The sequence below is a fragment of the Streptomyces sp. NPDC031340 genome (assembly GCF_055569945.1).
This window is the reverse complement of the sequence record NZ_JBVIIE010000007.1, coordinates 186,805-210,773: the sequence shown is the minus strand read 5'-3', so window position 1 is coordinate 210,773 and position 23,969 is coordinate 186,805. Positions and strand designations below refer to the sequence as shown.

Sequence of the window (23,969 nt, the reverse complement as noted above, 5' to 3'; positions counted from 1 at the left end):
CAATCACTGAGCGGTCGATAAGCTCTTGAGTGCGGAGGCGCGGGATCCGCCGCACATACAATGCCGGTCGCCGGCAACACATCGGAGGAGCGCCGTTGAGCACCCAGTCCAGGCAGGAGACCACCGCCGCGTCCCACTGGCGCGCCTATGGGCCCCTCGACCTGCACCCGATCCTGATGCACGCCATGGAGGCGTTCAACGAACACGGCTACCACGGCACTTCGGTACGCGACATCGCCGGCCGGGTCGGCGTGACCGTCCCGGCGCTCTACTACCACTACGAGAACAAGCAGGCGCTGCTCGCGACGCTGCTGGAAACCTCCATGAAGGACGTACTCGACCGCTGCCGGGCCGCCGCCGCGGAAGCGGGCGACGACCCGCTGCTCCGCTTCTGCGCCATGGTCGAGTCCATCGTGCTCTACATGGCGCACCGCCAGGGCCTGGCCTTCCTGGACACCGAGATCCGCAGCCTGGAACCCGGCAACCGGGCCCGGTACGTGGCGCTGCGCGACTACCTGGAGCACATGCTGCTCGACACGGTCGAGGCGGGCATCGCCCGGGGTGTGTTCACCACGCCGATCCCCGCGGACGCGGTCCGCGCCGTGCTGATCATGTGCCAGGGGGTGGCCAACTGGTACCGGGCCGACGGCCCGCTCACCGCCGAGGAGGTCGCCGAGCGGCACGTCCTGCTCAGCCTCTGCACGGTCGGCCATCCGGGAGCGATGAACGGCCTGGACGTGGTCCCCCGCCCGGCCGGCCGGCCCTCCGGCCGGGGGCGGCGGCGCAGGGACACAGGCGCCGCGGACTGACCCGGACCACCTCGGGAGCGCCCCGGACCGCCGGCTGCCCGGACCACCCCGGAATGACCCGGAATGACCCGGCGCGGACAGTGTCGGCGGCCGGTTGGCGGTCACCCGCACGGGGCATCAGGAAAGGGTGGGCCCGGCCGGGCAGGACGTGCGGCGGCCGGGTGGAAGGCCACGGTGTGGCCGGACGGCCCAGGAGGGGAAGTGATCCGCCATGCGTACGCGACGGCGTACCCATCGGCGTTCCGTACGAGTCGAGTACCTGCTGCCCGATGAGACCGAATCGGCTTTTCGGGCACGCAGGTTGACCTGGCAGTTCCTGGTCTGGCGCGGCCACCGGACGGCGGGGCTGGACGCCGGGCACATCCATGACGCGGCCCTCGTCGTGTCCGAACTGGTCGCCAACGCCACCCGGCACGGCGGCACCTGCCGCCTGAGCCTGCAGGTGTCCGACACCCAGGTGACCGTCGAGGTGTACGACCGCAGTCCCGGCCGGCCGCGCGTCCGGCCGCTCACGACATGGGGCGAGAGCGGCCGGGGCCTCGCCATGGTGCGCAGCCTGGCCCAGCGCCTCGACGTCGACCCGGTCAGCGGGGGCGGCAACCGGGTGCGCGCGGTCCTGTCCCTGTGACGCCCGGCCCTGGGGCCATGTGACGTACGGTGCTGGCGCCGTGTGACGCCGGATCGCGAGACCGTCCGGACCGGGTGTGCGCGTCCGCGGGCACGTCGAGGGCGCCGGCGGGCCGGCGAAGTCGACGGGCCCGGTGATCTCATGCTCGTTCCGTCACCATGCGCGGAGCCTGACAGCGCACGTCCGGAGCACGTCCGGCGCACCTCGGCACATGCGCACGGCGCCCGGCCGGCAGCCGGGCGCCGCGGTGCGTCACTCTCGCGCGGTCGAGGCCCGGCGGGTGTCGTCCGCCTCCTCGCACTGGACGCGGATCCTCCCCTGGACGGCGGCCTCACCGATCGTCTGCCTCAGCGTCCGGCATCCCGTGAACACGGCCCCGCGCCCGTGGCGGCCACGCGTCGTTCCGCGCAGGTCGCCAGCGCGTCGGCGTGCCACTGCACACTGGTCTGCTCCCAGCTGCTCTTGCGAGCTTCCACCCGCGCGCCGCACATGTCGCAGTCGACGGGTGTCATCGGTGCGTCGAGGAGCCGGTTGTCGGGGCGGAGCGCCATCAGACCGGCCGGCTCTCTGCCTTGACGGTGGCGGCGGTCGCGGCGGCGTTCTGCTTCTCGAGGTTCAGCTCGATCTCGGCCCGCCACGCTTCGTCGGCCCGGGTCGTGTCGATCTCGAACTCGAACCGGTCCGTCATCTCCGCCCGCACGTCACCGACATCGACGTAGAACTGCTCGTACCAGCGGCGCAGCTGGTAGACGGGGCCGTCCTCCTCGCACAGCAGCGGGTTGTCGATCCGGGCCTTGTTCTTCCAGATCCGCACGTCCTGTTCGAAGCCGATCTCGTTGAACTCGCCCAGCTTCTGAACTACTTCGTCCGCCGACTCGCCCATGTGCTCGCCCCTGCGCACGATGATGCCGTACTGGAGCATGAACGAGTTCTCTTCGATGGGATAGTGACAGTTGATCAGCACCGAGTTCGTGTCGCCGTCCTCGTAGTGGTACGTGAGGTCGTCGATCATGAACGACGGGCCGTGGTAGGTCGCCAGGGATGTCTGGCCCAGCATCTTGGGGGCGCCGCTCCCCTCCGCCTGCGGCCGGCGCACGTCCTCGCGGCCGACGCCCTTCATGAGCTGGGTCGCGGTGTGCCCCTCGAAGATGTTCTTGAAGTACGTGGGGAACGAGTAGTGCACATAGAAGAAGTGCGCCATGTCCACCACGTTGTCGACGATCTCCCGGCAGTTCGAGCCGTCGATCCGCACGGAGTACCAGGACCAGTCCGTCCAGTCGTCGCGCGTCGCGCCCTCGATGCGGGGGATCGTCACATCGGCCGGCGGCGGGTTGCCCTCCGGGTCGTTACAGACGAACAGCAGGCCGTCCTGCTGCAGCGTCGGGAACGCCGCGGTGCGGGCACGCATCGGGACCCGGCCGGGTTGACCTCCTGGCCGGGGCCCTTCAACTGTGCCTGCTCGTAGTTGCGGATGATCCGGTGCACCGGGACGAAGGCCTGCTCGACGACGATGTCGTGGCTGGCGGTGCCGCGCAGCCCCACGACGTCCCACGCGTCCTCGATCCGGTAGCCGGACCGGGGCATGAGCACGGTCAGGAAGTCGACCGGTCGCCCCTTGTCGCCGACGACCAGGGCGCCCAGCAACGCCCAGCGGGCGTACCGGCAGCCGGAGGAGAATCTCCAGCGGCCGGTCAGCCGGTAACCGCCGTCGACGGGGGTGAGCCGTCCCACCGGCGCGTACGCGGACGAGATCAGCGCGTCGGGGTCGTCGCCCCACACCTCGGCCTGCGCCTCGGCGGTGAAGAGTCCCAGCTGCCAGGGGTGCACGCCCAGTACGGAGGTGATCCAGCCGGTGGAGCAGCAGGCGACGGAGAGGGCGCGTACGACCTCGTAGAAGTCGACCAGGTCGGCCTCCTGCCCGCCGAACGGGCGGGGCTGGAGCATCCGGAAGACACCGGCGTCGATCAGTTCGCGCACGGTCTCCTCGGGGACGCGTCCCTCCTCGTCGGTGGCCCGGGCCCGCTCCGCGACAGCCGGGAGCAGGGTTGAACTCACCGGCCAGGTTCGGCAGTGCCGGGTAGACCATGGTGATCTCGAAGGTGCCTGCCTCCGAGAGGAGGATGACCAGGGCGAGCACGGCGAGTGCCCTCCCCTTGGAGATCACCGCGGGAGGCGGGGTGACGTTGTCTGCCATCGTGATCCTTTGTCGAGGGTACGGGAGTGCGGGGGTGCCGTTCGGTGAGCGGGTGTGGGGGTGTACCGTGGGGAGCTTTGATGGGCCGCTGCTTTTTGACCGTCCGTCACTTTCCTTCGCGGAAAGAGGCGTCGAGGCAGCAGCGCGCTGTCGCGCACCGTGCGGGTCACGGCGTGATGTCCTGAGACCCGCCGTCGTCGGCGTGCGCGACAGGGACCGTTCCGGCGCTGACGGCGGCGGCCGAGCCCCCGCTCGGACGGCCGGGCGGGCGCCCCGTGCCCCAGGGGTTGCGGGTGGGACCGTCTGACGTCGGTCGCCCGCTGTCGCGGACGCCGTCGCGACGGCGTCCCGCCTGTCGGCCACTGGCTTCTCCTCACAGTCGGACGACCGCGCGGCGTGACCGTGACCTGGTTCCGGACCTGGTCGCGGGCGCGGCTCGCCACACGGCACTGCTTCGTTGCGGGTCCGTGTCCGCCGGCACCCGTGCCGGGGCACGGAGCGGGCGGAGAACGGGGGCGGAGCCTTGGGGGTGAGGGGAAGTCACGGCTCGGCACACCCGCCGATGTGAGGTGTCCCACTCACCGGGAGGGCCGGGTGCGGGGACGGCGGCGATCTGGCAATCGGAGACCGGGTGCCGGGACCCGGGGCCCCGGGACCCGGAAACGGGCCCCGAGACCGGAAAACCGGGCCCCGTGGCGACGGGGCCCGGCCGGGGACACGGGGCGGGCGTCTTCGGTCCTGCCCCGTCCGCTGCGGGGCGCGGGAGCGGAGGGGACATGCCGGCTGCGGGGCAGAGCACCCGGCGCCGGGAAGCGGTTACCGGGCGCCGTACACCGGCTGCGGGCGAAGGGCGTCCGCCAGGAGTTTCCGGGTGGTCTCGCCCGCCTCGGCCGGGGTCCAGCGGGCTCCCTTGTCGGCGGTCGGGCCCGGCCGCCAGCCCTCCATGACGGTGATCCGGCCGCCCTCGGCCTCGAACACCCGGCCCGTCACCCCGGCCGAGTCGTCGGAGCCCAGCCAGACGACGAGCGGTGAGACGTTCTCCGGGGCCATGGCGTCGAATCCGCCCTGTCCGGGCGCGGCCATGGCGTCCGCGAAGGTCCGCTCGGTCATCCGGGTGCGGGCGGCCGGGGCGATTGCGTTGACCTGGACGCCGTAGCGGCCCATCTCGGCCGCGGCGACCAGGGTCAGGCCGACGATCCCGGCCTTGGCAGCCGAGTAGTTGCCCTGGCCGACGCTGCCCAGCAGCCCCGCGCCCGAACTGGTGTTGACCACGCGGGCCGCGGGCGTACGGCCGGCCTTCGCCTCGGCCCGCCAGTGTGCGGCGGCGTACTTGAGCGTGAGGAAGTGGCCCTTCAGGTGGACGCGCATGACGGCGTCCCAGTCGTCCTCGTCGAGGTTGACGAGCATGCGGTCGCGCAGGAACCCCGCGTTGTTGACGAGGGTGTCCAGACGGCCGAAGGTGTCGACGGCGGCGGCGATCAGCGAGGCGGCGCCGTCGGAGGTGGCGATGTCACCTCCGTGCGCGACCGCCTCTCCGCCGCCCGCCCGGATCTCGTCGACGACCGCCTGGGCGGGCCCCGAGGCGCCGCCGGTGCCGTCCAGTCCGACACCGAGGTCGTTGACGACGACCCTGGCCCCCTCGGCCGCGAGGGCGAGCGCGTGCGCGCGCCCGAGTCCGCGTCCGGCTCCGGTCACAACGGCCACGCGTCCAGTGCACAGTCCGGTCATGTGAGGTGAGGTCCCTTCCAGGCCAGGCGGCGGAATGCCTTCCCGCAGCGCACGAACCGCTGCTACATTCCCCTAACAAACGTTTGGTGGAAAGGTAGCTGATCTGCTCATGGGTGTCTCCACCTCCGCCCCGGACAAGGGCGTCGCCGTCATCACCGTGGACTACCCCCCGGTCAACGCGCTGCCCGTACAGGGCTGGCACGACCTGGCCACCGCGGTCCGCGTCGCCGGGGGCGACCCCGAGGTGCGCTGTGTGGTGCTCACCGCCGCCGGCCGGGGTTTCAACGCGGGCGTCGACATCAAGGAGATGCAGCGCGCGACCGGCCACGAGGCGCTCATCGGCGCCAACCACGGCTGCGCCGACGCCTTCGCCGCGGTCTACGACTGCCAGGTCCCCGTGGTCGCCGCGGTGCACGGCTTCTGCCTGGGCGGGGGCATCGGCCTGGTGGGCAACGCGGACGCGGTGGTCGCCTCCGACGACGCCACCTTCGGCCTGCCGGAGCTGGACCGCGGCGCGCTCGGCGCCGCCACGCATCTGGCCCGGCTGGTCCCACAGCACCTGATGCGGACGCTGTACTACACCTCGCGCACGGTGACCGCGCGGGAGCTGCACGGGCACGGCTCGGTGTGGCGGGTGGTGCCCCGCGAGCAACTGCTCGACGCGGCCCTGGAGCTGGCCCGGGAGATCGCCCTGAAGGACGGGTATCTGATCCGGCTGGCCAAGGCCGCCATCAACGGCATCGACCCGGTGGACGTCCACCGCAGCTACCGCTTCGAACAGGGCTTCACCTTCGAGGCCAACCTCAGCGGTGTCGCCGACCGTGTGCGCGGCACCTTCGGCACGGACCGGGAGAAGCAGTCATGAGCAAGGACAAGACCATGACCGCCGAGGAGGTCGTCGGCCGGCTGCGCAGCGGCATGACGATCGGCATCGGCGGCTGGGGATCGCGGCGCAAGCCGATGGCCCTGGTCCGCGAACTGCTGCGCTCGGACGTCTCCGACCTGACCGTGGTGTCGTACGGCGGCCCCGACGTCGGGCTGCTGGCGGCGGCCGGCAAGATCCGGAAGCTGGTCGCGGCGTTCACCACTCTCGACTCGGTCCCGTTGGAGCCGCACTTCCGCGCGGCCCGGCAGCGCGGCGAGCTGGCGCTGGTGGAGCTGGACGAGGCGATGCTGATGTGGGGGCTCACCGCCGCCGCGCACCGGCTGCCGTTCATGCCGATCCGCGCGGGGCTCGCCTCGGACGTCATGCGGGTCAACCCCCACCTCCGGACGATCACCTCGCCGTACGAGGACGGCGAGGAGCTGGTCGCCGTGCCCGCGCTGCGCCTGGACGCCGCCCTGGTCCACCTCAACCGCGCCGATGTGCACGGCAACGCCCAGTACCTGGGCCCGGACCCGTACTTCGACGACCTGTTCTGCGAGGCCGCCGAGACCGCGTACGTCTCCTGCGAGCGGATCGTGGACAGCACGGAGCTCCTCAAGGAGGCGGGTCCGCAGTCGCTGCTGGTCAAGCGCGCCTTCGTGAACGGCGTGGTGGAGACCCCGAACGGCGCGCACTTCACCTCCTGCGCCCCCGACCACGACCGGGACGAGGCGTTCCAGCGCGCCTATGTCCGCGCCGCCGGCGATCCGGAGTCCTGGGCCGCGTTCATGGAGCGGTTCCTCTCCGGCGACGAGCAGGCGTACCAGGCCGCGGTGACGGCGTTCCACGAGGAGGAGAAGACAGCATGAGCGACACCGCTGCGACGGCGGCGACACGGGCCGAGTACTGCGTGGTGGCCTGCGCCGAGGCCTGGCGGGACGCGGGCGAGGTCCTGGCCAGTCCGATGGGCACCGTCCCGACCATCGGGGCCCGGCTGGCGAAGCTGACCTTCTCCCCCGACCTGCTGCTCACCGACGGCGAGGCGCTGCTCACGGCCGACGTACCGGCGGTCGGCGCCCGCGCGGAGGTCGTGGAGGGCTGGCTCCCCTACCGTCAGCACCTGGCGATGGTGACGAGCGGGCGGCGGCACGTGATGATGGGCGCCTCCCAGATCGACCGCTTCGGCAACCAGAACATCTCCTGCGTCGGCGACTGGGCCCGGCCCGAGCGGCAGCTGCTGGGGGTGCGCGGCGCGCCCGTCAACACCCTGAACAACCCGACGAGTTACTGGGTTCCCCGGCACTCGCCGCGGGTGTTCGTGGAGAAGGTGGACATGGTCTGCGGCGTCGGCTACGACAGCGCGGCCGCCGCAGGGCCTTCCGCCACCCGCTACCACCGTGTGCCCGAAGTCATCAGCGACCTGGGCGTCTTCGACTTCGAGACGCCCGACCACTCGATGCGGCTGCGCTCGGTGCACCCCGGTGTCACGGTCGAGCAGGTGGTCGCGGCCACCGGCTTCTCCCTCGTCGTCCCGGACGAGGTGCCCTTCACCCGTGAGCCCACCGCCGAGGAACTGCGGTTGATCCGCGAGGTCGTCGACCCCTCGGGAGCCAGGGACCGCGAGGTGCGCTCGTGAGCGAGAAGGTCGGCATGGGCGACGTGCGTGGGACGCCCGGGTCCGGCGGTGCGAGCGGTGTGAACTCGGCGGGCGGCGCGGGCGTGGCGGCAGGGGCGGGGAACACCGGGTACACCACACCGCTGACCGAGCTGGTCGGTGTGCGGTACCCGATCGTGCAGACCGGCATGGGCTGGGTGGCCGGGCCCCGTCTGGTGTCGGCCGCCGCCGGCGCCGGCGCGCTCGGGATCCTGGCCTCGGCGACGATGCCCGTGGACCGGCTGCGCTCGGCGGTGCGCGAGGTCAAGTCCCGCACCGACGCGCCGTTCGGAGTCAACCTCCGCGCCGATGCCGCCGATGCGCCCGAACGGGTGAAGGTCATCATCGAGGAAGGTGTGAAGGTCGCCTCGTTCGCGCTGGCGCCCTCCCGGGAGCTGATCGCCCGGCTCAAGGACGCCGGTGTCGTCGTCGTCCCCTCGATCGGCGCCCGCCGGCACGCCGAGAAGGTCGCCGCGTGGGGCGCGGACGCCGTGATCGTGCAGGGCGGCGAGGGCGGCGGCCACACCGGGGACGTGGCCACCTCGGTGCTGCTCCCCCAGGTCGTCGACGCCGTCGACATCCCTGTCGTGGCGGCCGGCGGTTTCCACGACGGCCGCGGCCTGGTCGCCGCGCTCGCCTACGGGGCCGCCGGCATCGCCATGGGCACCCGCTTCCTGCTCACCTCCGACAGCCCCGTCCCCGACGCGGTCAAGGCGAAGTACCTGGCCGCCACCGTCAAGGACGTCACGCTCACGACCAAGGTGGACGGGCTACCGCACCGGATGCTGCGTACGGAGATGGTGGACGGCCTGGAGCGGTCCGGCCGGGTCTCCGCGCTGCTGCGGGCGGTGCGTCACGCGGCGGCCTTCCGCCGGGAGTCGGGAATGAGCTGGCCGGCCATGGTCCGGGACGGGCTCGCCATGAAGCACGGCAAGGAACTGACCTGGAGCCAGGTGCTGTTGGCCGCGAACACACCCATGCTGCTGCGGGCGTCCCTGGTCGAGGGCCGTACCGACATCGGTGTGATGGCCGCCGGCCAGGTCACCGGGGTCATCGACGACCTGCCCTCCTGCGCCGAACTGGTCGAAAGGATCATGGACGAGGCGCGCAGCGCACTGAGCCGGCTCCCCGACAGCGGCTGACGGCCGACACGTCTGCCGGTACGGATGTCCGTACCGGCAGACGTCCGCGCGCCCGCGCGGCCGGTTCACCCACAACTGGGTCCGAGTCCGCCCGGGCAACCCCGCGGTGCGCGGGCCCGATCGAGCGGTACGCCCCGCACAGCGGGACCGAGCGGGTCCTCGGCACGAACGGACGGACCCACGTGGGCGCCGGCCCGGCCCCTGGGTGTCCCGGCCCTGATCCGCGGTGCGACGCCCGGTCACCGGACGCCGCAGCGCGGTGCGCGGCCAGCTCAGAGGCGTTCGATGATGGTGACGTTGGCCTGGCCGCCGCCCTCGCACATCGTCTGCAGGCCATACCGTCCGCCCGTGCGCTCCAGTTCGTGCAGCAGGGTGGTCATCAGCTTGGTACCGGTGGCGCCGAGCGGGTGGCCGAGGGCGATGGCTCCGCCGTTGACGTTGACCTTCTCGGGGTCCGCGCCGGTCTCCTTCAGCCAGGCCAGGACGACGGAGGCGAACGCCTCGTTGATCTCGACCAGGTCGATGTCGTCGAGCGACATGCCGGCCTTCTTCAGCGCGTACGCCGTGGCCGGGATCGGCGCCGACAGCATGCGGATCGGATCCTCGCCGCGCGCCGAGAGGTGGTGGACACGGGCGCGGGGGGTGAGTCCGTGCTCGCGCACGGCCCGCTCGGAGGCAATGAGTATCGCCGACGCCCCGTCGGACACCTGGGAGGAGACCGCGGCGGTCAGCCGGCCGCCCTCGACGACGGGCTTGAGTGACGCCATCTTCTCCAGCGTGGTGTCGCGGCGCGGGCCCTCGTCGGCACTCACGTCGCCGAAGGCGACGGTCTCGCGGGCGAAGCGGCCCTCGTCGAGGGCGCGGATGGCCCGCTGGTGCGAGTGCAGCGCGAACTCCTCCATGTCCTCGCGGGAGATGCCCCACTTCTCGGCGATCATCTCGGCGCCGGCGAACTGGTTGACCGGCCGGTCGCCGTAGCGGGCGCGCCAGCCCTCGGAACCGGCGTAGGGGCCCTCGGTGAGCCCGAGCGGCTCGGCGGCCTGCCGGGTGGCGAAGGCGATGGGGATCATCGACATGTTCTGCACGCCACCCGCGACCACCAGGTCCTGGGTCCCGGAGAGGACACCCTGGGCGGCGAAGTGCAGGGCCTGCTGGGACGAGCCGCACTGCCGGTCCACGGTCACGCCTGGCACCTCCTCCGGCAGGCCCGCGGCCAGCCAGCAGGTGCGGGCGATGTCGCCGGCCTGCGGACCCACGTTGTCGAGGCAGCCGAGGACGACATCCTCCACGGCGGCCGGGTCGACGCCGGAGCGTGCCATCAACTCCTTGAGGGCATGGGCGCCCAGGTCGGCCGGGTGGACGGCGGACAGTCCGCCGTTCCGGCGGCCGACGGGGGTGCGGACCGCTTCGACGATGTATGCCTCGGCCATGGCTGCTGCTCCTTCTGTGATGTTCAGCTTGTCCTGTCCGTACGGCGCGGTGTCCGGACGGCTTCGTCTCCGTACGGCGTCCTCCCCGTACGGCGTCACGTGCTCACGACGTCACGTTCCTGTGACGTCACTTCCCCTGCGACGTCATGTGCCTGTGACGATGCCTTCCAGCACCATCGACAGGTACTGGCGGGCGATCTCCTCCGGACTGTGCTGTCCGTCCGGCCGGTACCACGACGCGGCGACCCACACGGTGTCGCGCAGAAAGCGGTAGGTGAGCCGTACGTCCAGGTCGGCGCGGAAGGTTCCGGTGGCCACACCGCTTTCCAGCGTCCCGAGCCAGGCCCTGGCGAACTTCTGCTGGGAGTCGGCGAGGTAGGCGAACCGCGGCAGCCTCCGCAGGTGCCCGGACTCCTTCTGGTAGATGGCGACGGCGGCACGGTGCCGGCCGATTTCCCGGAAGGACTCGGTGACCAGGGCCTCTATGGTCCCCCGGGGGTCGAGCTGCGCGTCCAGGACGGTGTCGTAGCGGTCCCAGAGCTCGTTCAGGAAGGTGGAAAGGACCTCGTCGACCATCGATTCCTTGGAATCGAAGTGGTAGTAGAGGCTGCCGGCGAGCATCCCCGCCTCGTCCGCGATCCTGCGCATGGTGGTGGCGTTGTAGCCGTGCGCGGCGAACACCTCGGCGGCGGTGGCGAGGAGTTCCTCGCGCCGCTCGGGCGAGGCCGGTGTCGCCCTCTTCTTGCTGCTGCTGGCTTTCGGCACCCGCTCGTCCTCGCTCAGGCGTGCTGGCTGCTGACCGAGAGGACCTCGCCCGTCAGATACGAGGAGTAGCCGCTGGCGAGGAAGACGATCGTGTTCGCGACCTCCCAGGGCTCGGCGTGCCGGCCGAACGCCTCCCGGGAGGTCAGCTCGGCCAGCAGTTCGGGGGTGGTGACCTTCACCAGGTGGGGGTGCATGGCCAGGCTCGGCGCGACGGCGTTGACCCGCACTCCGTACTCGGCGGCCTCCAGGGCGGCGCAGCGGGTGAGCGCCATCACCCCGGCCTTGGCGGCGGCGTAGTGGGCCTGGCCCTTCTGCGCGCGCCAGCCGATCACCGAGGCGTTGTTGACGATCACCCCGCCGCTGCCCGCGTCCTTCATCCGGCGCAGCGCGGCGCGGGTGCAGCGGAAGGTGCCGTTGAGGGTGACGTCGAGGACCTTGCCCCACTGTTCGTCGCTCATGTCGACCAGGTCGGCGGTGCCACCGAGTCCGGCGTTGTTGACGACGACATCCAGCCGGCCGTGACGCTCCCGGGCCAGGTCGAAGAGCGCGCCCACCTGGTTCTCGTCGGTGACGTCGCAGGTCAGTGCGGTGACCCGGTCCGCGCCGAACTCGTCGGCCAGTGCGGACCGCGTCTCCTCCAGCCTGCGGGCATGAGTGTCGGAGACGAGCACGTCGGCGCCCTCCTCGAGCAGCCGCCGGGCGGTGGCCCCGCCGATGCCCGCGCCCGCGGCGGCGGTGACGACGGCGGTCCGGCCCCTGAGCAGGCCGTGGCCGGGGACGTAGACGGGGTCGGTGGTCATGGGCGGACCTCTCTGGGCAGACCGAGCACCCGCTCGGCGATGATGTTGCGCTGGATCTCGTTCGAGCCGGCGTAGATGGTGTCGGACCGGGAGAACAGGAACAGCCGCTGCCAGTCGTCGAGGTCGTAGGGTTCGCCGGCGGCGAGCATCCCGTCGGCGCCGCAGACGTCCATGGCGAGTTCGCCGAGTTCCCGGTGCCAGGTGGCCCAGTAGATCTTCCCGATGGAGGCCTCCGGGCCGGGGGCACCGGCGGCGACCCCCTCGAGCATGCGCAGCGCGTTGAACCGGATGGTCTCCAGGCCGGTCCAGGCGCGGGCGAGACGGTCGCGGATCAGCGGGTCCCCGGCCGCGCCGTTACGGCGGGCCAGGTCGATCAGGGTCTCCAGCTCGCGGCGGAAACCGACCTGCTGGCCGAGGGTGGAGACACCGCGTTCGAAGCCGAGCGTGGCCATGGCGATCTTCCAGCCCTCGCCGGGCGCGCCGACGATGTGCGAGGCGGGCGTGCGGGCCCCGTCGAAGAACACCTCGTTGAACTCGCTGGTGCCGGTGAGCTGGGTGATGGGGCGGATGTCCACACCGGGCCGGTCCAGCGGGACCAGCAGACAGGAGAGCCCCTGGTGGTGTACTGAGCCGGGTTCGGTGCGGGCGACGACGAAGCACCAGTCGGACTCGTGGGCGAGTGAGGTCCAGATCTTCTGTCCGGTCACCGCCCACTTGTCGCCGTCGCGCTCGGCCCGGGTACGTACGTTGGCCAGGTCGGAGCCCGCGTCCGGCTCACTGCAGCCCTGGCACCACAGTTCCTCCACCGCGACGATCGGCGGCAGGAAGCGCTCGCGCTGCCCGGGTGTCCCGAAGGCCATCAGGGTGGGCCCCAGGAACTGCTCGCCGATGTGGTTGACCCGGGCGGGGGCGTCGGCGAGGGCGTACTCCTCATGGAAGGCGACCTGTTGCTCCAGGGTGGCCCCGCGCCCGCCGTACTCCTTCGGCCAGCCCACGCACGTCCAGCCGGCCGCGGCCATGTGGCGCTCCCAGGCGAGCCGCTCGGCGAACGACTCGTGCTCACGGCCGGGGCCACCGCGCCCGCGCAGGGCCGCGAACTCGCCCTTCAGATTGGCCCCCAGCCAACCGCGGACCTCGGTGCGGAACTCCTCGACGCTGCTCATGGATGCACGTTAACCTACCAAACACTTGTTAGGGAAGGAGGGGCGGATGTCCGCTGCCCACGACCAAGCGGCCCAGCGCTCCCCGGAGCAGGACGGCCCGGTGCGCTACGACCGGCAGGGGCCGGTCGCGACGATCACCATGAACCGGCCGGAGTACCGCAACGCCCAGAACTCCGCGATGACCTACGCCCTGGACCGGGCCTTCTACCGGGCCGCCGCGGACGACGAGGTCAAAGTCGTCGTCCTCGCCGGCGCGGGGAAGCACTTCTCCGCCGGCCACGACATCGGCACCTCGGAACGCGACGCCCACCTGCCCTTCGAACGGAAGGCGGGGCTGTGGTGGGACCACTCGGACAAGGCGGGGGCGGAGAGCCGCTTCGCCCGCGAGTCCGAGGTCTACCTGGGCATGTGCCGCCGCTGGCGCGAGCTGCCCAAGCCCGTGGTCGCCTCGGTGCAGGGCGCCTGCGTCGCGGGCGGCCTGATGCTGGCCTGGGTGTGCGACCTGATCATCGCCTCCGACGATGCCTTCTTCGCCGACCCGGTGGTCCGCATGGGCATCCCGGGCGTCGAGTACTTCGCGCACCCCTGGGTGATGCCGCCGCGTATCGCCAAGGAGTTCCTGTTCACCGGTGAGCGGATGAGCGCACAGCGCGCCTACGAGGTCGGCATGGTCAACCGAGTCGTCCCCCGAGCCGAACTGGCCGATCACACAACGAAGTTGGCTTGCCATATAGCCGAGATGCCGCGCATGGGACTGGCGTTGACCAAGCGTGCCGTCAACCAGGCCGAGGACCTCCAGGGTCTGCACACCGGCATGGACTCGGTCTTCGGACTGCATCACCTGGCACACGCGCACAACGCCGAGACCGCCGCCGACTCGCTCGGCGGCATGGACATCCGCGCCATGAAGAAGGGTTCGGCCTGATGGACCTCGGATTCACCGCCGTCGACGACGCCTTCCGCGGCGAGGCCCGCGAGTGGTTGCGCGCCCACGTCCCCGCGAAGCCGCTGCCCTCCCTGGAGACCGCGGAGGGCTTCGCCGCCCACCGGGAGTGGGAAAGCACCCTGTTCACCGACCGCTGGTCGGTGGTCTCCTGGCCGAAGGAGTACGGCGGGCGCGGCGCTTCGTGGCTGGAGTGGCTGATCTTCGAGGAGGAGTACTACGCGGCGGGCGCGCCCGGCCGGGTGAGCCAGAACGGCATCAACCTCCTCGCCCCCACCCTCTTCGAGCACGGCACCGACGAGCAGCGCGCCCGTGTCCTGCCGTCCATGGCGAGCGGCGAGGTGATCTGGGCCCAGGCCTGGTCGGAGCCGGAGGCGGGCTCCGACCTCGCCTCGCTGCGCTCCACCGCCGTCCGCACCGAGGGCGGCTGGCTGCTCAGCGGCCAGAAGACCTGGTCGTCGCGGGCCGCCTTCGCCGACCGTGCTTTCGGCCTGTTCCGCAGCGATCCGGACGCGGACCGGCCCCACCGCGGTCTGACGTATCTGATGTTCCCGCTGGACGCCGATGGTGTGACCGTACGGCCCATCGGCCGGCTCGATGGCAAGCCCGCCTTCGCCGAACTCTTCCTCGACGACGTCTTCGTCCCCGACGAGGACGTGATCGGCGAGCCCGGCCAGGGCTGGCGGGCCGCGATGAGCACGGCCGGCAACGAACGCGGACTGACACTGCGCAGTCCCGGCCGGTTCACGGCCGCCGCCGACCGGCTCACCGAGCTGTGGCGCTCGGCGGCCGAGCCGACGGACACCGCCCTGCGCGACCGGGTGGCCGACGCCGTCATCGCGGCCCGCGCCTACCGGCTGTTCGCGTACCAGAACGTCTCCCGGATCGCCGAGGGGGACTCGATCGGCGCGGAGTCCAGCCTGAACAAGGTCTTCTGGTCCGAACTGGACATCGCGCTGCACGAGACCGCCCTCGACCTGCTCGGGGCGCACGGCGAACTGTCCGACGCCGCCCCCGACGCCCCGGCGCACGGCGGCTGGGCCGAGGGCTACACCTTCTCCCTGGCCGGCCCGATCTACGCGGGCACCAACGAGATCCAGCGCGACATCATCGCCGAGCGGCTGCTCGGCCTGCCGAAGGGACGCCGGTGATGCGGTTCCTCCTGACCGACGAGCAGCGGGAGTTCGCCCGATCGCTGGACGCCATGCTCACGACGGCCGGCACCCCCGCCGTCGTACGGGCCTGGGCCGGCGGGGACACCGCGCCGGGACGCGCGCTGTGGTCGAGGCTGGCCGACGCGGGTGTCTTCGCCCTCGCCGTGCCGGAGCGGTACGACGGGGTCGGCCTCCTGCCGGTCGAACTGGCCGTCGCCTTCACCGAACTGGGCCGGCACGCGGTGCCGGGTCCGCTGGTGGAGACGGTGGCGGCGGCCGCGTTCCTGGACCGGCTCGACGACGGAGCGCCGGCGGCCGAGTGGCTCCCGGGCATCGCCTCCGGCAAGTCGGCCGTCTCCTTCGCCCGGCTCACCGCCGACGCTCCGTACGCGCTGGACGCCGCCACGGCGGACGGGGTGTTCGCCGTCGAGGGGGACACCGTCCGCCTCGCGGAGTCGACGGGTGAGGTGCAGCGGTCCGCCGACCCGGCCCGCCGGCTCGCCCGTCCGCTCGGCGGCGCCGTCCTCGCCCGGGGGCCCGCCGTGACCGCCGCCGCCCGACACGCGTCGCGCGTGGCCCGGCTGGCGACGGCCGCGCAGTCCCTCGGGCTGGGCCGCGCGCTGCTCGCGCGCACCGTGGAATACGTCGGACAGCGCACCCAGTTCGGTGTGGCGATCGGCTCCTTCCAGGCGGTCAAACACCGACTGGCCGACGTGCTGATCGCGCTGGAGTTCGCCCAGCCGCTGCTCCACTCCGCCGCTCTGGCCCTGGCCGCGGGCAGCCCGGACGCAGGCCGAGAGATCGCCGCGTCGAAGGTCGCGGCGGGACGGGCGGCCCACGGTGCGGCGCTCACCGCGCTGCATCTGCACGGAGCCCTCGGCTACACCGACGAATTCGACCTTTCCCTGTGGATCCGCAAGGCACGGCCCCTCCGTGACGCCTGGGGCACCCCCGCCGTGTGCCGGGCCCGCGTCCTGGCCGGACCGGGGACCGCACCCGCACCCACACCCACACCCGCGTCGGCGTCAACGTCGGCGTCCGCGCAAGAGGCGGCGGACGAGTGAGGCCGACCCAGGAGCAGGACGAACTTCGGTCAGCCGTCAGGTCGTTGCTCGCCCGTCATGAGGGCGCGAACGCCTGGCGCCCGCTGACCGAGCAGATCGGCGCCGCCGGCCTGTGCGTACCCGAGGAGTACGGGGGCGCCGGGTACGGAGCGGTCGAGGTGCACGTGGTGATGGCGGAACTGGGCCGGGTGCTGAGCCCCGTCCCGTATCTCGGCTCGGCCGTCGCGACCGTACACGCGCTGCTCGCCTCCGGGGACGACGCGGCCTGTGCGCGGCTGCTGCCGGACATCGCCGCCGGCACCGCCGTGGGAGCGCTGGCGTGGGCGGAGGACGGGACATGGGACCCCGCGGCGATACGGAGCACGGCCGCACCGGGCCCCGGCGGATCCTGGCGGATCCGCGGAGTCAAGCAGTACGTCCTCGACGGCGCCACCGCCGATGTCCTCCTGGTGGCCGCCCGCACCGATTCCGGGGTCTCCCTCTTCGAGGTGGCCGCGGACGATCCGGGGGTTCGCGCCGCCGCGTCCGTGACCATGGACGGGACACGGCCGCTGGCGCCGCTGACGTGCGAGGGGGCCGAGGGCCGGCTCGTCGGGACGGACGGTGACGGCGCCCGGGTGCTGTCCCACGTCCTGGATCTCGCCTGCACCGCGCTCGCCGCGGAGGTGACCGTCCTGACGGTGGGTCCGGAGGACGCGAAGGACGCGCTGCGCAAGGCGCTGTCGATGGGCGCGGACAAGGCGGTCCACGTCGAGGACGAGGACCTGCACGGCACCGACGCGATCGGTACCTCGCTGGTGCTGGCGAAGGCGGTCGAGAAGGCCGGCTACGACCTGGTGGTCTCCGGCATGGCCTCCACCGACGGCACGATGGGCGTGGTGCCGGCGCTGGTGGCGGAGCGCCTCGGCGTGCCGCAGGTGACGCTGCTGTCGGAGGTGTCGGTCGAGGACGGCGTCGTGAAGGGCCGCCGGGACGGTGACACGGCCTCGGAGCGGCTTGAGGCGTCGCTTCCGGCGGTCGTGTCGGTGACCGACCAGTCGGGCGAGGCGCGTTACCCGTCCTTCAAGGGGATCATGGCCGCGAAGAAGAAGCCGGTCGAGTCCTGGGACCTGTCCGACCTCGACATCGAGGCCGAGGAGGTCGGCCTGGAGGGCGCGTACACGGTGGTCGAGTCGGCCGCCCAGCGTCCGGCCCGCACGGCGGGCACGATCGTCAAGGACGAGGGCGAGGGCGGCAAGCAGCTCGCCGCCTTCCTCGCGGAGCGCAAATTCATCTGATGCAGCCTCGCGGGCCAGAAGTTCATCTGAGCCCGACTCGCTGACCGCCCCTCAACTTCGTTTCGCAGGAGAGCAATCCCATGGCTGAAGTCCTCGTCTACGTCGATCACGTGGACGGTGCCGTCCGCAAGCCCACCCTGGAGCTGCTGACGCTGGCCCGCCGCATCGGCGAGCCGGTCGCCGTCGCCCTCGGCGACGGCGCCGCCGGCACCGCCGCGGTGCTCGGTGAGCACGGCGCGGTGCGTGTGCTGACGTCTGAGGCGTCCGAGTACGCCGACTACCTGGTCGTGCCGAAGGTGGACGCGCTGCAGGCCGCCGTCGCGGCCGTCTCCCCGGCCGCCGTGCTGGTGCCGTCGTCCGCGGAGGGCAAGGAGATCGCCGCCCGTCTGGCGCTGCGCATCGGCTCCGGTGTCATCACCGACGCCGTCGACCTGGAGGCCGGCGAGGAGGGCCCGGTGGCCAACCAGTGCGGTGCGGCGAACGGCGCGGGACGCCCGGCCGCTTGACCTCGTCTGCCACAACTTCGTTTGTAAAAAGGCCAGTTCCCTTCGCAAGGCGGTCCCGTCCGGTCGTCGTCCGGTCGCTGTCCGGTCATCCGGGGTCAGTCCCGCAGACCCGCTCCGGGTGCGCGGCCGATGTGCGTACGGTCCGGCCATCGGAGCGGGACCGGGGCGAAGACCGGCCCGCCGCAGTCGACGGACGACAACGGACGACAAGGGGAGGCGCTGTGGCGAGTGTGGAAGTGTCGTTGAAGGAGATGATGGCCGGCATCGAGGGGGCGTTGGGGGCCGCGGTGGTCGACTACACCAGCGGGATGGCGCTCGGCACGCTGGGCGGCGGCAAGGACCTGGACCTGACGATCGCCGCGGCCGGCAACACGGACGTCATCCGGGCCAAGGTGCGCACCATGGAGCAGTTGGGCCTGGCCAGCAGGATCGAGGACATCCTGATCACGCTGGAGGGCCAGTACCACCTCATCCGCCTGGTGTCCGGCCGCAACGGCAACGGGCTGTTCCTCTATCTGGTCCTGGACAAGGCCCGTTCGAACCTGGCGATGGCGCGCCACCAGCTGACGCGGGTGGAGGAACAGCTCGAGATCTAGGCCGTCCACCCGGGACCGGGGCTTCGCACGCCCCTGATGTGAAAATTTCTTCAAGTCACCACATCAGCATGATTCCAATGTGCGGTTGCGCGCGGGCCGGGGCGATAAGGATCAGCATCCCGGGGTGCCGCCCCGCGGCGGACACCCCGGGACATCGCCGCGCCGCGGCCGTCCCGTCCGGTACCACCCGATCCTGCTGGGAGCGAGCACCCATGCACGTCCCCCTCTACCAGGCCAAGGCCGACTTCTTCCGCATGCTCGGCCACCCCGTCCGCATCCGGGTGCTGGAGCTGCTCCAGCACGGTCCGGTGGCCGTGCGGGACCTGCTCGCCGACATCGACATCGAGCCGTCCAGCCTCTCGCAGCAGCTGGCCGTCCTGCGGCGGTCCGGCATCGTCGTCTCCGTACGGGACGGCTCCACCGTCCGCTACGCGCTGGCCGGTGGTGACGTCGCCGAGTTGCTGCGCGCGGCGCGGCGCATCCTCACCGAGCTGCTGGCCGGGCAGAACCAGCTCCTCGCCGAGCTCCGCCAGGCCGACACCCCGACCGTCGCTCCGCCGTTTCCGCAGCCGCGGCCGCCGTTGAAAGCACGGTGAGCGCGTCCCGCGGTGAGCCGGGCGGCCGGATTCCGCCGACGTGGCCCGCCGCCGGAGCGCGAGCGGTACGGCCGCCACCGCCGGTGCCGCCGTCCGTGCCGTGGCCGTCCGTGCCGTGGCCGGCGCGCCGGGCCTGAGCCGGGACAGGCCAGCGGACGATGTGCGCGGAGGGGTGTTGGTCTCGGCGACGCCACGTCGGAAGCACGCGGCACGCCTGACGCATCAGTGCGCCGGCGCGCGTGGCCGGATCGTTTCCGTCGGCCGCGGAACCGGCCACGGGCTGGGTATCCCTGCACTCGGGGCGGCCGGCACGGGCCGGAGCGGGCGGCGCGTCGGGGGGAGTCGGCACTGTGGCACGCCAGACGTGGACTCCCGGACCCCGCGAGTCGCGTCGTGCCCGCAGACGACGCGCCGTACGGCTGCTGCGCGATCAGGGACGCTACGGGCCCAGGCTGCGGGAGGTGCTGCCGCCGCTCGCGGGGCTGGTGGCGGCGGTGTGCGCGGTGGTCGCGGCGCTGGCCGCGGGGTACCGCGCCGCGGGAGTCGCCGTCCCGGTCGGAGGTGTGGTGGTCCTCGGCCTCGCCGTCACGGTCGCCGTCCGGCGCCGGTCACCGGCCGCGCGCCGTCGGCTCGGCTACTACACCCCGGACGAGCTGCTCGAACTCGGCACCCAGGAACTGGCGTTGGCCGTGGCGCGCATGTTGCGGCGGGACGGCTGGCGGGTGCGGCTGCTGCCGGCGCCCGACCGTCCGCGGCTGTGCGCCCGGGACCGGGACGGCCGCCGGCTGGAGGTGGCCTTCCGCCCGGTGGCCGAGCCGCTGCCCGACGAGGACCTGCCGCATCGCCACCCGCACCGCGGCGCCGAGGAGCCGTATCTCCGGCTGGTCGTGCACCGCGGCACCTTCGCCGACCGCGACGTGCGGTGGGCACGGCGTCAGGGCAAGACCTGCCTCGTCGACGGCATCGCCCTGCGTCGCTGGGGACAGGGCGCCCGCCTGACGGACCTGGTCCGCGGCGGCGGCTGACCATGCGACGCGACGGCGGCTGACCACGCGCCGCGGCAGCGCGCCGGCGCGGCCGGCCCGTGCGGCCGACCGCGGCGGGAACACATGCGGCGCGTCAGATCCGCCCGCCGGTCAGGCGCGTGATCGGACCGTGCGCGCACCGGCCCGCACGCCGGCCCACCGCGTACGACGTGGCGCTCAGCGCCGTCAGACCCGCGCCCACACCCGCCGCGACGAGCTTGCGCTGCGAGATCACCGTCCAGGCCGTCCTGGCGAGCACGGCGGCCTGTCCCGATGCGGCGACGACGGCCTGCCGTCCCGCGTCGACGCTCTTGGCCGCGGTCTGCACGGCCTGGCCGGCCGTCCCGGCCGTGCGCTCGGCCGTGTCCTTCGCCGTGTTCTTCGCCTTCGACGCCGTGTCAGCACTTGTCGCGGCGGCCTTGTCCGCCGCCTTCGACGCGGGGGCGGTCGCCTTCCCGGCGGCCCGCCGGGCCTTGCCGGCCGTGCTCCGTGCCGCTGCGGAATCTCGACTCGGGTTGCTGTTCGATTCACTCATGAACATCGCGTTGCCGCTCAGACCGACGGCAAACCCGCCCCCGCCCGGGGCACGTTCGGCGGAGCCGCCCGGTCTCCGGCGGCAGCGGGGCGCACCACTCTTCCCCACCCTCGCACTAGGGTGGCCGCATGCTCGAGGTGGAGGTGGTTCAGCTGCTCGTCTCTCCGGCGCACCGGCTGGCCGGGCGGCCCGCCGACGGGCCTTCGGACGGACCGGCGGACGAGCGGGTACGGCAGGTCGAGGTGCGCCGCGGTCTCGGGCTGGTCGGCGACCGTTACTTCGGCCGGCCCGCGCACCGCGACGCGGCCGTCACCCTGATGGCCGTGGAGAACCTGCCCCGGCACATCGCCGCCGAGGCCGACCTCCGGCACACCCGCCGCAACATCCTGCTCCGCGGCGTCGACATCGACGCCTTCGTCGGCCGCACGATCGAACTCGACTCCGGCGCCGGTCCGGTGACGTTCCTGGTCAACCGCCCGGCCCGGCCCTGCGCCTGGATGGACGTCATCATCGGTCCGGGCGCGCAGAAAGCCCTGCGCGGAAAGGGCGGGGTCCGGTGCACTCCCCTGTCCGACGGCGTGATCGCCCTCGGGCCGGCCGTCTTCCGGTGCGTCGACGCGCCCGCCGACAGCCGCGACGGCGCCGGGCGGTGAGTGCCGTACCCCCGGCGAGGCGCCCCGGGCGGTGAGCGACGCGCCCCGCGCGCCGGGCCGTCCCCGGGCCGGCGGATCACGGCTCGGAGGTCTCCGATTCCAGTGCGGCCCGGGTCGCCGCGCCGTAGAGGCCCGGCTCGTCCGCCAGGACGACACGGGTGAACTGGTAGCCGCGGACCGCGTTCTCGACCTCGGCGTCGAAGTCGCCGTCCGCGTCCCCTTGATAGAAACCCACCTGGCGCAGGCGCAGTTGGAGCTCGGTGACCTCCGCTCCCCGGTCGCCGAGGCGCAGCACGGGTGCCCCGCCGTCCGACTCGCCCGGCGCGGGAACGGGCGCGGTGGTTATGGCGGCGTCGGCCGGGGTCCGGGTCGGTTCGGCGGAACCGGTGGGGGTGGCGGTCGCGCTGTCGGTCGTCGTGGCGGTCGGCGAGGAGGACGCCGGGGCCACTGAAGACGGCGCGAAGGAGATCGTGGCGGAGGCGGGTCCGGACGACGGGGCGTCGCCCGTGGACGCGTCCGGCAGCGCCGCCCGCACACCGTCGGTGCCGGAGCCGTCCCGCGACGGGCCGGTGTAGAAGAAGAGTCCCCCGATGAGACCACCGGTCAGCAGAACCGCCCCGGCGGCTCCCGCTCCCATGACCAGGGTCGCGCGACGCCGACGCCGGGGGCCGGGGGTGCCGTCCGGCGTGAGCTGCGGGGCCGGGGCGTCCGGGAGCCGTGAGGACGGACCGTCCCCGGCGGCCGCCGGCGTCGCGGGCGCGGTGTCGGACGCCGCTGCGGAGCCGGTGGGTCGAGGATCCCCGGCCGCCTTCGCGGAGCCGGTCGGCTCATCCGGCGAGTCCGAGGCTTCCGATGCGTCGGAGGTCTCCGGAGCCTCCGGGGCATCCGGCATGTCCGGGGCATCCGGCGCGTCCGGGGCCTCGGCGGCGGCGCCGACCTCCACGAACGGCCGTATGCGCAGCGGGGAGAAGTCCTCCGCGACCGCCGCCTCCGCCGTACGCGTCTCACGGTGAGCGTCGGACGCGCGTCGGGCGCAGGTGCAGGCCGGCGTGCCGTCCGCGGCCCGGGGGGTCTCGCACTCCGGGCAGACGGGCCCCGTCGGTTCACTCACGCACGTTCCCTCTCGATTCGATCTTCAGATTTTAAACAGCTTTCCACCACGCGATCTCCACGACCGACGGACGCCGACGGACGCCGACGGACCGGGGAACGCGGCCATCGGGGCACGCGGCCGTCCGCCGCACGGGTGCCGTACCGCGTTGAGCCGGGCGGCGCGGGGTACCCGCCGGCCGTGACGGTGATCGGAACACACCGGTGACGAGCGGGTTCTCCGGGCACGGACCACCGGTCCGCCGGGCCGCGGCGGTCGGGGCCGTGCTGGTGACCGGGCGGCTGTCGACGGGCCGGCCGCGACTGCGGTGGGCCGCGGGCCTGCCCCGGGCCGCCCGGCAGACGGTCCTGGACTTCGGCGTCGTCACCGCGGTCCTGATCCGGAGCCTGGCGACCGGGCGGCGCGGGCCGGTGGGCCGGTTCGTACGGCGGGACGTACCGGACGCCGGGCGCGGCCCCGCCGCCGCGTGGCCGACGCTGCCGGCCACCTACTCGCCCAACGCCTACGTGCTCGACGTCGGCGCGCGCGGCACGCCACCTGATCCACGGTGACCTGGGGTCGACGGACACGTCCTGGTCGCGTACGGGCTGTCGTTCGTGCCCGGGATCGCCGACTGGTTCACCCAGGTGGCGCAGTCGGCGCAACGGCCGCGCCCCAACGCGGCGCACGTGCTGTCCGGACGCACGCCGGCGCCGCCTCCCGCCCCGGCGCCCTACCGGCCGGGCGGCGCCGCCTGGCTCGGCGGCACGGCGGCGACCGTGGGAGCGGTGCTGCCGGCCGCCGCCTCGATGTGGTGGCAGACGACGTGGGCACCGCTGTGCAGGGCGCTGCTCGTGCCCGTCCGCACGGTCAAGGCGGTGCACGACGGCTCGATGGGCGACTACGCCCTGTGGTTCGTCACCGGGCTGGCGGCCCTGGGGGCGGGCTGGGGGCTGACGCTGCGCTGACGCACCGGCCGAGCCCGTGGGCCGAGCGCGCCACCGGCCGGTCCGATGCGCGACCGGCGGCGCACCTCCGGCCCGCACTCACGAGAACGCCGGCCACCGACCGCTTCCGGGCGCCGAGCAGGGCCGTGTACGACGGCACGAACGTGGACGCCGAGACGTCTCCCGCGACCGGTCCGGACCGGGTCCTCGACGCGGTGGCCGCCGGACCCGCCCGGCCGCCGGCGTGACGCTCAGCCCGTTCGGGCGCCGCGTGAGCCCGGCGCCGGGTGCTCCGGGAGAGCGATGAAAGCGCCCGCACGCCGTATCGCACGAGGTCGCGGCGGCCGTCGCGAGCTGTTCCGCCGTCATATTACTGAACCGTAACCTACCGAGGGCTACCCCGGG

The 23,969-nt window shown here is 72.9% G+C and carries 25 protein-coding genes and 3 pseudogenes; 18 read left to right on the top strand and 10 right to left on the bottom strand.

Annotated elements, in window-relative coordinates:
- The first annotated feature begins 95 nt into the window (after positions 1–95).
- Together ACZ5GT_RS07500 and ACZ5GT_RS07495 are read left to right on the top strand one after the other, a co-directional pair.
- Positions 96–809: a TetR/AcrR family transcriptional regulator gene (locus ACZ5GT_RS07500; protein WP_469016178.1), complete on the top strand. Its 714-nt coding sequence runs from the start codon at positions 96–98 to the stop codon at positions 807–809.
- Positions 810–1,110: 301 nt separating this feature from the next.
- Positions 1,111–1,437, top strand: a complete 327-nt coding sequence (locus ACZ5GT_RS07495) for an ATP-binding protein (protein ID WP_469016175.1) — start codon at positions 1,111–1,113, stop codon at positions 1,435–1,437.
- Between the two features lie 550 nt (positions 1,438–1,987).
- Here ACZ5GT_RS07495 and ACZ5GT_RS07490 read toward each other — a convergent pair.
- The 4 genes and pseudogenes from ACZ5GT_RS07490 to ACZ5GT_RS07475 form a co-directional block, all read right to left on the bottom strand.
- Positions 1,988–2,845, bottom strand: coding sequence for a 3-ketosteroid-9-alpha-hydroxylase (locus ACZ5GT_RS07490; RefSeq protein ID WP_469016170.1), 858 nt, complete (start codon positions 2,843–2,845; stop codon positions 1,988–1,990).
- Positions 2,749–3,492, bottom strand: coding sequence for an acyl-CoA dehydrogenase family protein (locus ACZ5GT_RS07485; RefSeq protein WP_469016163.1), 744 nt, complete (start codon positions 3,490–3,492; stop codon positions 2,749–2,751). The genes ACZ5GT_RS07490 and ACZ5GT_RS07485 overlap by 97 nt, the downstream gene beginning before the upstream one ends.
- Positions 3,493–3,797: 305 nt before the next feature.
- A pseudogene (locus tag ACZ5GT_RS07480) lies at positions 3,798–3,923 on the bottom strand (amidase family protein); the annotation flags it as partial.
- A gap of 524 nt (positions 3,924–4,447) precedes the next feature.
- Complete coding sequence (locus ACZ5GT_RS07475) at positions 4,448–5,359, bottom strand: SDR family oxidoreductase (protein ID WP_469016160.1); 912 nt, start codon at positions 5,357–5,359, stop codon at positions 4,448–4,450.
- Positions 5,360–5,468: 109 nt separating this feature from the next.
- Here ACZ5GT_RS07475 and ACZ5GT_RS07470 point away from each other — a divergent pair, with 109 nt between their 5' ends.
- The 4 genes from ACZ5GT_RS07470 to ACZ5GT_RS07455 are packed head-to-tail and all read left to right on the top strand — an operon-like array spanning position 5,469 to position 9,020.
- On the top strand, positions 5,469–6,224 hold the full coding sequence (locus ACZ5GT_RS07470) for an enoyl-CoA hydratase family protein (RefSeq protein WP_469016157.1): 756 nt from the start codon (positions 5,469–5,471) through the stop codon (positions 6,222–6,224).
- Positions 6,221–7,093, top strand: a complete 873-nt coding sequence (locus ACZ5GT_RS07465; protein ID WP_469016151.1) for a CoA transferase subunit A — start codon at positions 6,221–6,223, stop codon at positions 7,091–7,093. Before ACZ5GT_RS07470 ends, ACZ5GT_RS07465 begins: the two co-directional genes overlap by 4 nt.
- Positions 7,090–7,860, top strand: a complete 771-nt coding sequence (locus ACZ5GT_RS07460) for a CoA-transferase subunit beta (RefSeq protein WP_469016148.1) — start codon at positions 7,090–7,092, stop codon at positions 7,858–7,860. The genes ACZ5GT_RS07465 and ACZ5GT_RS07460 overlap by 4 nt, the downstream gene beginning before the upstream one ends.
- On the top strand, positions 7,857–9,020 hold the full coding sequence (locus ACZ5GT_RS07455; RefSeq protein ID WP_469016145.1) for an NAD(P)H-dependent flavin oxidoreductase: 1,164 nt from the start codon (positions 7,857–7,859) through the stop codon (positions 9,018–9,020). Before ACZ5GT_RS07460 ends, ACZ5GT_RS07455 begins: the two co-directional genes overlap by 4 nt.
- A gap of 272 nt (positions 9,021–9,292) precedes the next feature.
- Here the strand turns inward: ACZ5GT_RS07455 and ACZ5GT_RS07450 are convergent, their stop codons facing one another.
- From ACZ5GT_RS07450 to ACZ5GT_RS07435, 4 genes are all read right to left on the bottom strand, one after another.
- Complete coding sequence (locus ACZ5GT_RS07450) at positions 9,293–10,450, bottom strand: acetyl-CoA C-acetyltransferase (RefSeq protein WP_469016141.1); 1,158 nt, start codon at positions 10,448–10,450, stop codon at positions 9,293–9,295.
- A gap of 144 nt (positions 10,451–10,594) precedes the next feature.
- The gene (locus ACZ5GT_RS07445; RefSeq protein ID WP_469016138.1) at positions 10,595–11,215 is read right to left on the bottom strand and encodes a TetR/AcrR family transcriptional regulator; all 621 of its coding nucleotides are present in this window, start codon (positions 11,213–11,215) and stop codon (positions 10,595–10,597) included.
- A 14-nt stretch (positions 11,216–11,229) separates the two neighbouring features.
- Positions 11,230–12,015, bottom strand: a complete 786-nt coding sequence (locus ACZ5GT_RS07440; protein ID WP_469016134.1) for an SDR family oxidoreductase — start codon at positions 12,013–12,015, stop codon at positions 11,230–11,232.
- Complete coding sequence (locus ACZ5GT_RS07435) at positions 12,012–13,178, bottom strand: acyl-CoA dehydrogenase family protein (protein WP_469016128.1); 1,167 nt, start codon at positions 13,176–13,178, stop codon at positions 12,012–12,014. The genes ACZ5GT_RS07440 and ACZ5GT_RS07435 overlap by 4 nt, the downstream gene beginning before the upstream one ends.
- A gap of 46 nt (positions 13,179–13,224) precedes the next feature.
- On the opposite strand from ACZ5GT_RS07435, the gene ACZ5GT_RS07430 reads away from it, so the two are divergent.
- The 9 genes and pseudogenes from ACZ5GT_RS07430 (at position 13,225) to ACZ5GT_RS07390 (ending at position 20,339) form a co-directional block, all read left to right on the top strand.
- Entirely contained in the window at positions 13,225–14,103 is an 879-nt protein-coding gene (locus tag ACZ5GT_RS07430) for an enoyl-CoA hydratase (protein ID WP_469016123.1), read from the top strand.
- Positions 14,103–15,272 carry an acyl-CoA dehydrogenase family protein gene (locus tag ACZ5GT_RS07425; RefSeq protein WP_469016119.1) on the top strand — a complete coding sequence of 390 codons (1,170 nt, stop codon included), beginning with the start codon at positions 14,103–14,105 and terminating at the stop codon, positions 15,270–15,272. Before ACZ5GT_RS07430 ends, ACZ5GT_RS07425 begins: the two co-directional genes overlap by 1 nt.
- On the top strand, positions 15,272–16,339 hold the full coding sequence (locus ACZ5GT_RS07420) for an acyl-CoA dehydrogenase family protein (RefSeq protein WP_469016114.1): 1,068 nt from the start codon (positions 15,272–15,274) through the stop codon (positions 16,337–16,339). The genes ACZ5GT_RS07425 and ACZ5GT_RS07420 overlap by 1 nt, the downstream gene beginning before the upstream one ends.
- Positions 16,234–16,875: pseudogene (locus tag ACZ5GT_RS07415) on the top strand (acyl-CoA dehydrogenase family protein); the annotation flags it as partial. The gene ACZ5GT_RS07420 and the pseudogene ACZ5GT_RS07415, both read left to right, overlap by 106 nt.
- Complete coding sequence (locus tag ACZ5GT_RS07410) at positions 16,873–17,616, top strand: electron transfer flavoprotein subunit beta/FixA family protein (RefSeq protein WP_469016249.1); 744 nt, start codon at positions 16,873–16,875, stop codon at positions 17,614–17,616. The pseudogene ACZ5GT_RS07415 and the gene ACZ5GT_RS07410, both read left to right, overlap by 3 nt.
- Before the next feature lie 80 nt (positions 17,617–17,696).
- Positions 17,697–18,083, top strand: a pseudogene (locus ACZ5GT_RS07405) (electron transfer flavoprotein subunit alpha/FixB family protein); the annotation flags it as partial.
- Positions 18,084–18,343: 260 nt separating this feature from the next.
- On the top strand, positions 18,344–18,718 hold the full coding sequence (locus tag ACZ5GT_RS07400; protein ID WP_324788276.1) for a roadblock/LC7 domain-containing protein: 375 nt from the start codon (positions 18,344–18,346) through the stop codon (positions 18,716–18,718).
- Positions 18,719–18,930: 212 nt separating this feature from the next.
- Positions 18,931–19,314, top strand: coding sequence for an ArsR/SmtB family transcription factor (locus ACZ5GT_RS07395; RefSeq protein ID WP_324788275.1), 384 nt, complete (start codon positions 18,931–18,933; stop codon positions 19,312–19,314).
- Between the two features lie 350 nt (positions 19,315–19,664).
- Positions 19,665–20,339: a hypothetical protein gene (locus ACZ5GT_RS07390; RefSeq protein WP_469016103.1), complete on the top strand. Its 675-nt coding sequence runs from the start codon at positions 19,665–19,667 to the stop codon at positions 20,337–20,339.
- A 94-nt stretch (positions 20,340–20,433) separates the two neighbouring features.
- Here ACZ5GT_RS07390 and ACZ5GT_RS07385 read toward each other — a convergent pair whose 3' ends face one another.
- On the bottom strand, positions 20,434–20,880 hold the full coding sequence (locus ACZ5GT_RS07385) for a hypothetical protein (RefSeq protein ID WP_469016100.1): 447 nt from the start codon (positions 20,878–20,880) through the stop codon (positions 20,434–20,436).
- 122 nt (positions 20,881–21,002) lie between these two features.
- Here ACZ5GT_RS07385 and ACZ5GT_RS07380 point away from each other — a divergent pair, with 122 nt between their 5' ends.
- Positions 21,003–21,527 carry a molybdenum cofactor biosysynthesis protein gene (locus tag ACZ5GT_RS07380; protein ID WP_469016097.1) on the top strand — a complete coding sequence of 175 codons (525 nt, stop codon included), beginning with the start codon at positions 21,003–21,005 and terminating at the stop codon, positions 21,525–21,527.
- 76 nt (positions 21,528–21,603) lie between these two features.
- Here the strand turns inward: ACZ5GT_RS07380 and ACZ5GT_RS07375 are convergent, their stop codons facing one another.
- Positions 21,604–22,638 carry a peptidoglycan-binding domain-containing protein gene (locus tag ACZ5GT_RS07375; protein ID WP_469016094.1) on the bottom strand — a complete coding sequence of 345 codons (1,035 nt, stop codon included), beginning with the start codon at positions 22,636–22,638 and terminating at the stop codon, positions 21,604–21,606.
- A 203-nt stretch (positions 22,639–22,841) separates the two neighbouring features.
- Here ACZ5GT_RS07375 and ACZ5GT_RS07370 point away from each other — a divergent pair, with 203 nt between their 5' ends.
- Positions 22,842–23,189: a hypothetical protein gene (locus ACZ5GT_RS07370; RefSeq protein ID WP_469016091.1), complete on the top strand. Its 348-nt coding sequence runs from the start codon at positions 22,842–22,844 to the stop codon at positions 23,187–23,189.
- A gap of 45 nt (positions 23,190–23,234) precedes the next feature.
- Positions 23,235–23,585, top strand: coding sequence for a hypothetical protein (locus tag ACZ5GT_RS07365; protein WP_469016088.1), 351 nt, complete (start codon positions 23,235–23,237; stop codon positions 23,583–23,585).
- Positions 23,586–23,969: the final 384 nt, after the last annotated feature.